At 38.6% G+C, this 9,105-nt stretch carries 9 protein-coding genes and 2 pseudogenes; 3 read left to right on the plus strand and 8 right to left on the minus strand.

The window, feature by feature from the left end:
* The first annotated feature begins 23 nt into the window (after window positions 1-23).
* Window positions 24-275, plus strand: coding sequence for a transposase (locus CBG25_RS12230; RefSeq protein WP_290605545.1), 252 nt, complete (start codon window positions 24-26; stop codon window positions 273-275).
* On the opposite strand, the pseudogene hrpA reads toward CBG25_RS12230, so the two are convergent.
* The 4 genes and pseudogenes from hrpA to CBG25_RS12250 all read right to left on the minus strand — a co-directional run.
* Window positions 274-1,842, minus strand: a pseudogene (gene hrpA, locus CBG25_RS12235) (ATP-dependent RNA helicase HrpA); the annotation flags it as partial. The gene CBG25_RS12230 and the pseudogene hrpA sit on opposite strands and share 2 nt — an antisense overlap.
* Before the next feature lie 107 nt (window positions 1,843-1,949).
* Complete coding sequence (locus CBG25_RS12240; protein WP_290606941.1) at window positions 1,950-2,282, minus strand: YdbL family protein; 333 nt, start codon at window positions 2,280-2,282, stop codon at window positions 1,950-1,952.
* 11 nt (window positions 2,283-2,293) lie between these two features.
* The gene (locus CBG25_RS12245) at window positions 2,294-2,488 is read right to left on the minus strand and encodes a YnbE family lipoprotein (RefSeq protein ID WP_290606929.1); all 195 of its coding nucleotides are present in this window, start codon (window positions 2,486-2,488) and stop codon (window positions 2,294-2,296) included.
* A gap of 19 nt (window positions 2,489-2,507) precedes the next feature.
* Window positions 2,508-5,108 carry a YdbH family protein gene (locus tag CBG25_RS12250; RefSeq protein WP_290606931.1) on the minus strand — a complete coding sequence of 867 codons (2,601 nt, stop codon included), beginning with the start codon at window positions 5,106-5,108 and terminating at the stop codon, window positions 2,508-2,510.
* Between the two features lie 225 nt (window positions 5,109-5,333).
* Here CBG25_RS12250 and CBG25_RS12255 point away from each other — a divergent pair, with 225 nt between their 5' ends.
* Window positions 5,334-6,332, plus strand: coding sequence for a 2-hydroxyacid dehydrogenase (locus CBG25_RS12255; RefSeq protein ID WP_290606933.1), 999 nt, complete (start codon window positions 5,334-5,336; stop codon window positions 6,330-6,332).
* 465 nt (window positions 6,333-6,797) lie between these two features.
* Here CBG25_RS12255 and CBG25_RS12260 read toward each other — a convergent pair whose 3' ends face one another.
* From CBG25_RS12260 to CBG25_RS12275, 4 genes and pseudogenes are all read right to left on the minus strand, one after another.
* The gene (locus CBG25_RS12260) at window positions 6,798-7,073 is read right to left on the minus strand and encodes a hypothetical protein (protein ID WP_290606935.1); all 276 of its coding nucleotides are present in this window, start codon (window positions 7,071-7,073) and stop codon (window positions 6,798-6,800) included.
* Window positions 7,074-7,087: 14 nt separating this feature from the next.
* Window positions 7,088-7,519, minus strand: a complete 432-nt coding sequence (locus CBG25_RS12265; protein WP_290606937.1) for a YcgN family cysteine cluster protein — start codon at window positions 7,517-7,519, stop codon at window positions 7,088-7,090.
* Window positions 7,520-7,539: 20 nt separating this feature from the next.
* On the minus strand, window positions 7,540-8,199 hold the full coding sequence (locus tag CBG25_RS12270) for a fumarylacetoacetate hydrolase family protein (protein ID WP_290606939.1): 660 nt from the start codon (window positions 8,197-8,199) through the stop codon (window positions 7,540-7,542).
* Window positions 8,200-8,237: 38 nt separating this feature from the next.
* Window positions 8,238-8,892: pseudogene (locus CBG25_RS12275) on the minus strand (lytic murein transglycosylase); the annotation flags it as partial.
* A gap of 91 nt (window positions 8,893-8,983) precedes the next feature.
* Between CBG25_RS12275 and CBG25_RS21435 the strand changes: the two are divergent.
* Window positions 8,984-9,105: helix-turn-helix domain-containing protein (locus CBG25_RS21435; protein ID WP_366212652.1), on the plus strand; the 122-nt coding region annotated here is incomplete at its 3' end.

Here is a 9,105-nt window from a genome sequence, read left to right on the forward strand (position 1 = left end):
AAATCTTGAATCAGCGAAAGAGCATGGTTGAACCTGTGTTTTCAGCATTGCGGGGAATTCAGGGTTTGGAACGTTTCCGGCGTAAGGGATTATTAGCGGTAAAGCTCGAATTTACCCTGCATGCAATGGCCTATAACTTATCAAGAGCGGTTGCTCTGATATTATGGATGATTTTCAGTCTATTATTTGTACAAACTAAAATCAGAAAAAGAGAAAATCTGCACGGTGGGATATTGTTGAAAAAAAAATTCCACCCCTTTTGCGACAGCCTCTAGAAAGCGCGGAACTTATCACCATAATTTCTCGCACACATCCATGCCTTCTGGCCTCTAAAACCATACGTCCCAAACGTGGATCGAGCGGCAATTGTGCCAACTGACGACCAATTTCTGTCAGTTGATAATCGCCACCAGTAGCGGTTTTATTAGCAATAGCGTTTAATTCTTCGAGTAATCGAATGCCGTCTTGAATATTACGTTTATCAGGCATTTCAATAAAAGGAAATTGATTAATATCACCTAGTCCAATCGCCATCATCTGCAAAATAACCGAAGCCAGATTGGTACGTAAAATTTCAGGATCGGTATACATCGGACGAGCTAAAAAATCTTCTTCCGAGTACAAGCGAATACAGATCCCTACAGAGACGCGGCCACAGCGCCCTTTACGCTGTTCAGCCGAAGCTTGTGAAATTGGTTCAATTGGCAAACGCTGTACTTTTGTGCGATAACTATAACGGCTAATGCGCACATAACCGGTATCAATCACATATTTAATACCAGGAACGGTCAATGAGGTTTCTGCCACATTGGTCGCTAATACGATCCTTCTGCCTGGATGAGATTGAAAAATACGGTTTTGTTCACTGTTAGATAAACGAGCAAAAAGCGGTAATATTTCAGTATGTTTTAAATTCAGCTTATTTAATGCTTCGGCGGTAACGCGGATCTCACGCTCACCACTCATAAAAATCAAAATATCGCCAATAGCATGTTGACTTAATTCATCAATCGCATCGATTATGCCATCAAGCTGATCACGATGACTATCGTTGCTGTCACCAATAATTGGCCGATATCTAACTTCTACTGGATAAGTTCTTCCTGATACCTCAATAATCGGCGCGTGATCAAAATGTTGGGAAAAACGCTCGGGATCGATGGTCGCTGAGGTGATAATAACTTTTAAATCAGGGCGTTTAGGTAATAATTGGCGTAAATAGCCCAGAATAAAATCAATGTTTAAGCTGCGTTCATGCGCCTCATCAATAATTATCGTGTCATATTGCAGTAATAATTTATCATTACGTAATTCTGCTAATAAAATTCCATCTGTCATTAATTTAATGAACGTATTATCACTTACCTGATCATTAAAACGGACTTTATAACCAACAGCGCTACCTAAAGGGATATTAAGTTCCTCAGCGATCCTGTTAGCAACTGAGCGCGCAGCCAACCTACGAGGTTGGGTATGACCAATTAAGCCTTTTATCCCTCGGCCAAGCTCTAAACAAATTTTTGGGATCTGGTTTGTTTTGCCCGACCCCGTCTCACCTGCAATAATAACCACTTGATGATCACGGATCGCTTGATAAATTGCCTGTTTTTTTTCAATAACAGGGAGATTTTCTGGATAAATAATTACTGGAAGAGCGCTTTGCCGCTGAGCAATTTTTTTCTGCCCGGCAGCAATATCTGTTTTAACTAATTCAATAACCGATTGGCGGGATTTTTCATTTTTTATTTTCTTTATCCCTGCTAAGCGTTTTTTTAATAACAATTGATCACGCAATAATAGCTTTCCAATATCAGCATATAATGCTATTAAATCAGAGTTCACGTTTAATTAGACCTTACTGAAGGGGCATATTTGCTGAGTTGACCATCAAAACACGATGTCACTGACACATACTCTTCTTTGCCAAAATAATAGAGTGCTATAGTATCTTATTTTTGTGTCCAGCGACCATTAATATCTAATACATATTCACCTTTTTTCGCTCCATCTATTAATTTTTGGCCGGCAATTTTGGCCACTTGCTCAGTCTTAAGTTGATTACTTTGCGCAATTTCGGCATATTTTTGTTCACGAGCCTGATTAATGCTGTTAACCAATGCGTTCACTTCAGCATTATCTTTCGCCACTGCTGCCAGATAACCGGTTAAGGTTTCGCCGACCAGCCCACGCTGCTTAGCTTCGCTAATTGACAAGCTCAAGGCGGAAAAACTGACAACAACACTCATTAATATCAATAAAAAAGGTAAAATGTATTTTTTCATCATGTCATCTGTTATCCAAAAAGATCACTATTATTTTTTAGTAACCCCTCAACCTGGCGATCAACTTTAATTTTAATTTCATGTTCAATTTTGACATTCATATTAATATTTATTGGCTTATCCGGTGTTGCCACCTCTAACCGAACACAACTTGTTAATAAAAATGCCACTGATAAGATCAGCATATACCAAATTTGCCTTTTCATTACTGATTTTCACCTTTTTTTAGCGAAATATTTTTTCTAACCAATCACCTAAATTATTAGCAAATTGTAGACTGCGCCACAATTGAAAGATATTTTCTTGATGGCGGTAATTTAATCTAACTTGCCGATTTTTGCTTTCTAAAGGATTAACGCCATGAATTTGAGCATTGAGCGTGATATCCCCCAGATTACTTAGACTAATTTCGGTTTGGCTACGATTTATTTCCAAATAACGTAACCAGGCCATAGCAACTCTAGCCGATAAATTATTTTCACCGATAGAATCCACTAACTCTTTCCCTAATCTTAAGGTAATATTGCCTGAGTTTGCTAGCCATCCTTCTTTCACAATCCAATCCGGGTTATTCAGGAAGAAAGGTAATTGACCACTTATTTTTCCTGACATCGCAACCTGAGTCGTGGTTCTAAGGCGAGTTAATAATTGACTTAAATCTATTCGATCAATAGTGAGTATGGCTGGCGCTATTTGCGGCCAACGTAATTTAGCTAACCTAACAGCGCCGCCTAACAAATCAACATTAACTGCCCGTAACACTAAAGGGAATTGTGCGCTAGCTGGATAATAGCCATAAAGATCAGCCGTTATATTACGCATATCAAACAGACTTTTTACCTGTTTGATCCTAATTTGGATCGGTGACTTGGTTCCCAGCTGCCAGCGACTATTTTGTAAACGCCAGGGTAAAATAAAATCAATCCCATCAACACTACCATCTTTTAACCACAATCCAGCATTAGTAACCGACCAATGGCCACCAGCAATCACCCCTTGGCCTTGCGCCACAGAAAATGCAGCTTGAGCATAAAAATTACCTTCTCGCAAGGTGATAGCCAAATCTGCAGGGATCAACGATTGAAAAGCTAATACACTCTGATTTTGCCAACGCGCATTTCCTCTTAAGCGTATACCATCCCAACGGATAAAAAATAGAATTGGACCTATTTGTTGCGCTGATAGTGCTCCGGATAATTGGAAATCTGCTGGATTGCGACCAGTTACTTTAGCTGTGATCGCGGTTGCTGGTAAAAAGCTCTCTTGACCAAACTGTATTCGATTAGTACGTAAAATAAGCTCACCAGTAAAATTAGCGCGCTTAGCATCACGTTGCCATTTTAAGGGTTTTGATAGCGTTAAACGGGGATGAAACATATTAACCATCCCATACTGAATTTTATCAAATCCGGTATTCAATCTGTTTACCACCAATAAAGAGTTAATCCAGTAACCATCACCGCTAAGATCCCAATTGGCATTAAGGGGGGGTAATTGTGCATGGCCCCAATAACGCCATCGCCATTGACCTTGATCTGGTTTAAAATTATTGGCTTGTCCATCAAAATGTAATTTTACCTTACCCCAATAACTGTCAGTTGTATCAGCAATTGCCTGCAAACGCCCAGTTACCCCTTGTGCCGTCAAATAAGTTCCCGCTAACGGTAGACGTAATTCATTAAGCGTTAATGTTTTATTTATCTTGCCATACATTCTAATTAATGATGATGGTAAAAAAGTAATACGCGGAGAGAGCAATGGACCTAAAATCAGGGTTGGGGTTCGCATATCAATAATCAGATCATTAATTTTAACCTGTCCCATTAATTGCAATGGAATATGGCTATTTAGCCAATCTAATTTACCCTGCTCAACAGTCAGCACTAAATTAGCTTTGCCTTCCCCACCCGTCGTCAGCATATTAGCGCGGCCACTAATACGCATATCAGCTAAATTATCACGCCAATTAGCCAGACGAAGATCGATTTTTCCTGATAATAATTGATCACCATTTTGCCAACGCCAGTTTCCTTGCTTAATAGTCAAATACTGGTCATCTAATTGCAAGGGCAGAAAGAGGAATGGCATTTGAGACTGTTGTTCTGTTAGCTGTAAAGTCCCTGAGCGATTTACCCAATTTAATTGCGCAACTATCGGTTTAGCATAGCGATTAGTCGTTAAAGTCGCGTCAACTTTTCCTTGTTGGGGAATTAATGTCGAACTCAATGGTAACGCGATATTACCGGTTAAATTAACCGTATCTTCATTCAGCCGAAGAAACATATGCTCTATATTGAAATAATCTGCCGTGGTCGTTCGTGCCAAAAATTGTACATTTTCACCTTGATAATCGATGTGCAAGTGATGACTTTGGCTTACTTGTAACTGAAGTTTGCCAGCCAAAAATGGCCAGGGATGTAAAACAAGTTGCTCAATTATTAATTCCATTGACGGGATTGAGGTTATGATCTGTTTTATATCTATTTCAGATTGTGTAGCTTGATCGTCTGTTAACTGGGATAAGCAATTATTGTCACTCACTAACGATTGAGCATGAATTATCCATTTTGTTGGCCATTTAGTTGCCGAAGAAACAGTTAATTGATCCACCTTGACCCATTCACAGCTGCCTAGTGCGATTTTCATATCGGCTACAACAATCCCTTGGCCGGTGATTTTTGGTAACGTCATTGACAATGTTGCACCTTTGGGTAGCCATAATTGACTGACTCTAGGTAACCAATGCGGGATTGAAAACCAACTGGTGATAACAATAAAAAACAAGATTATGAATAGCAAAATAATATATTTTATTAATTTAGGCACTCTACTATTCCTTTGTTTTAATCAACCTCATTAAAACCATAATAATGGATCTTTAATATTGATCCATCTTATTAATAGATTTACAACACAACTACGTTAGCGATGTTATCAACAAATTTTTATCCATCGATTCATATAATCCTCTATTTGTGCCATTCTATTAACACTAAGCACATTTATCGCTATAGGTGCAAAAGTTATACTCATTTTATATTGGAACCTCCAATGAAAGTCGTTTCTTATAGTACAAAACAATACGACCGCATTCATTTCGATCAAATTAATAAACAGGGTCATTTTAATTTTGATATCGAGTACTTTGATTTTCCACTCACCCCGCAAACTGCTAAAAATGCTGCAGGTGCTGATGCGGTTTGTATATTTGTTAATGATGATGCCAGTCAAGCAGTACTTAAAGAGCTTGCAAAGCTGGATGTTAAAATTTTAGCTTTACGTTGTGCCGGATTTAATAATGTCGATTTAGTTGCGGCAAAAAAATTGGCTATTCAAGTTGTACGCGTACCTGCTTATTCTCCCGAGGCTGTCGCTGAACATACCGTAGGTTTAATGCTTTGTCTAAATAGACGTATTCACCGCGCTTACCAACGTACTCGGGATGCCAATTTTTCATTGGAAGGATTAACCGGTTTTAACATGCATAATCGTACTGCTGGCATTATCGGTACCGGTAAAATCGGTTTAGCAACATTACTTATTCTTAAAGGTTTTGGTATGAAACTACTTGCCTATGATCCATATCCCAGTGAAGCAGCATTAGAGCTTGGTGCTGAGTATGTTGATTTAGATGCTTTATTAAAGCATGCCGATATTATTAGCCTCCATTGTCCATTAACAAAGGAAAATCATCATTTACTCAATGAACAATCCTTCAATAAAATGAAAGATGGGGTTATGGTGATCAATACCAGCCGTGGAGGCTTAATTGATTCTAATGCAGCAATCGAAGCACTAAAACAACAAAAAGTTAGCGCCTTAGGGATGGATGTATACGAAAATGAACGTGAGTTATTTTTCGAAGATAAATCAAATGATGTGATCCAAGATGACGTTTTTCGCCGCTTATCTGCCTGCCATAATGTCCTATTCACTGGACACCAAGCTTTTTTAACCGAAGAAGCGCTCAATAACATTAGCGAAACAACCCTACAAAATATTAAACAGATTGCTCAAGGAGAGCCGTGTGCTAGTAAAATTGAAGGTTAATCTTTAACATTAAGACAATATTTATTGCTAGGGTTTCTAGCAGCTGATTGCCATGAGTGCTTTAGGGCGCTTATGGCACAAAACTATCACTAATTAACCAATGAATAATCCAAAGTGAAATACTGCCAGCAACTGGCGCCAACGGCCTAGTAACTTCCAGTTGTCGATTACTGAATATAACCGCCATAATTGCTAATTGGTTTCTTAGGTAACTTAAGTGAATTAGCCATCACAACGAATACTATTGACCAATTTTAGATGACTAATAAAATAATCAAGTTAATAATATTAATTAATCAACTTTTCCAGTCGTATTTCTCCATTTTGCAAATTTTCAACCGGCAACCAACCCAGTTTTTGATAAAAACCGCAGGCACGACTCGCAGCATCAGTCGTTAACCAAATTTTTTTATATTGTTGGAAAAGAAACGTTTCATCTTTGGTTAATAAAATTTTGCCAAAACCTTACCCGGCAAACTCAGGACGAACAAATAAAGCAAAAATACTGCCTTGTTCCATATCCACCATAGAGAAACCGATAGGATTGCCAGCTATTTCCGCAATCCAGGCACAAGGTGACGCAGACAAAATATCGCGTAATGCGTCAGGTGTAATTCCTTTATCAATGAGTTGTTTTTTGGAAAGGTGATTTTCTTTTACACTGGTTCGAATAGCAAAAAGTGATGCAATATCATTAACATTAGCTAATCTGACATGTTGTTCTAAATAATGGTTTTCCATTTTTTTCTCTAGAATCAAAGGGTATTAATAATATGATCTTCCCAATCCATCACCTCAATTTCTCTAACCGCAATATGCCGAACGGATATTTTAGCTTGGTGCATGGCTAATTTTGAACCAGTTTTTAGTGGATGCCAAGCTGGTAGCGGTTTTCCTTCAGCAATTAAACGATAAGCACAGGTGTTAGGTAACCAACGGAAGGTAGTCAAATTATCCCTTGTTAATTTGATACAATCTGGTTCATAACGAAATCTTTTTGCATAGTTTTTGCACTGACAGCTTTTAAGATCTAATTGATCACATGCCACGTTGGTGAAATAAATTTCATCGGTATCGGCATCCAGTAACTTATGCATACAGCATTGCCCGCAACCGTCACATAATGATTCCCACTCTTCATCGGTCATCTGTTCTAACGTTTTGCGCTGCCAAAAAGACTGAGACATATAAAATAAAAATCCTCTTATTAGATAACTCGTGTTTTTAAAATTCGATCGTTTAAATGAAGAGTAAGCTCGTCGTTCACTTTTAGTGGGCCAACACCTTTGGGTGTGCCTGTCAAAATAACATCGCCAGGGCGTAAAGTAAAAAACCGCGATATATAACTGATCAACGGTAATATGGCTGTCAGCATATCGGCAGTGTTTCCTTCCTGTCGTATTTCGTTATTAACCAATAAACTTAAGCTCGCTTTTTGCGGGTCACCAAACTCATGAGCAGCAATAAATCCGGATATTGGGCAAGCACCATCAAAAGCTTTGGATTTTTCCCATGGCTGGCCAGATGCTTTTAATGTTTGCTGTAAGTCACGTAAAGTCAAATCAAGTGCCACGGCAAACCCTTTAATTGCTGATTTAATTCTCTCTTGATCATTTTCCTGTTTCAGCGTCGTGCCAATCAAAACAGCTAACTCGATTTCATGATGTACTGTGCCTAGCCCTTTTGGCAATAAAATAGGTTGAGTGATATCACAAAGCGCAGTTTCCGGCTTAATGAAAATGACCGGCTCTTTATGCTGCTTTGCGTTCATTTCTTGCACATGTTCGGCATAATTACTGCCTACACAAACCACTTTATTAGCAGATACATCCAGCAAAGCGCCCTGCCAATCATGGTGTTGATACATAGTCTTACTCCTATTTATTGTTGCTTATACTCAATTTATTATATTTGTTGAGCAATACTGTCAGCCATTAAACAGACAGATAATGAAAAATAGTAAGAACGATTCCTGTGCATAATGGTGCGAAAATTATCGGTCACCAGATAGATCCTGCCTTGCGGATCTTTTGGAATAATTAACCAAGTCTGTGTAGTTAACGGCAAATCAGCCATCACAGGAACTTCTATGCCAAGCTTTTTCCATTGTTCTACCGATTTTCCTTTTTTCTTTATCCCTGCGAAACCAACATCAAAACCTATTGGTAACTTAACCTGTGTGCCCCAAGGTAAATAAGTTTGCCAACCTTCATACCTAAGGTAATTGGCAATTGAAGCAAAAACATCTGCTTTATTGTGCCAGATATCAATCTGACCTTTACCACTACCATTTATAGCATATTATAGATAAGAGGTGGGCATAAACTGAGTTTGTCCCATTGCACCGGCCCAAGAGCCTTTTAAACGCTGGTTTTTCGACACATAGCCTTTATCCATAATTTTGAGTGCGGCCATCAGTTGCTTACTAAAAAAAAAGTTCTCGGCGGCCCTCAAAGGACAAAGTGACTAAGGCGAAAATCACATCTTCTTGTCCTTGAACTTCACCAAATTTACTCTCTAATCCCCAAAGTGCAACAATATATTGCACCGGAATACCAAACCCGCCAATTCCCAAACGAAATGCAACAAAGTAAATCCTTGGTCATACATAGATAAAATTACTGTAATGACCCCATAAGAGATACTGTTGTATGAAGGGAAAACATTTGAACTTACATGAGCGTTTTTATATCGAAAAACGAATAATTGACGGTGTTACTCAGGCCACTATTGCTAGAGAATTGGGGCTTTCTCGTTCAACTGTCAGCAGGGA

This window comes from Arsenophonus sp. ENCA (assembly GCF_002287155.1).
GTDB classification, from domain to species: Bacteria; Pseudomonadota; Gammaproteobacteria; order Enterobacterales; family Enterobacteriaceae; genus Arsenophonus; species Arsenophonus nilaparvatae.

What these genes read in the sequence shown, in the direction of transcription:
- CBG25_RS12230 (WP_290605545.1), top strand. Translation starts at nt 24, where the DNA reads ATGGTTGAACCTGTGTTTTCAGCATTGCGGGGAATTCAGGGTTTGGAA.
- CBG25_RS12255 (WP_290606933.1), top strand. Translation starts at nt 5,334, where the DNA reads ATGAAAGTCGTTTCTTATAGTACAAAACAATACGACCGCATTCATTTC.
- CBG25_RS12265 (WP_290606937.1), bottom strand. Translation starts at nt 7,519, where the DNA reads ATGTCTCAGTCTTTTTGGCAGCGCAAAACGTTAGAACAGATGACCGAT.
- CBG25_RS12260 (WP_290606935.1), bottom strand. Translation starts at nt 7,073, where the DNA reads ATGGAAAACCATTATTTAGAACAACATGTCAGATTAGCTAATGTTAAT.
- CBG25_RS12245 (WP_290606929.1), bottom strand. Translation starts at nt 2,488, where the DNA reads ATGAAAAGGCAAATTTGGTATATGCTGATCTTATCAGTGGCATTTTTA.
- CBG25_RS12270 (WP_290606939.1), bottom strand. Translation starts at nt 8,199, where the DNA reads ATGTATCAACACCATGATTGGCAGGGCGCTTTGCTGGATGTATCTGCT.
- CBG25_RS12240 (WP_290606941.1), bottom strand. Translation starts at nt 2,282, where the DNA reads ATGAAAAAATACATTTTACCTTTTTTATTGATATTAATGAGTGTTGTT.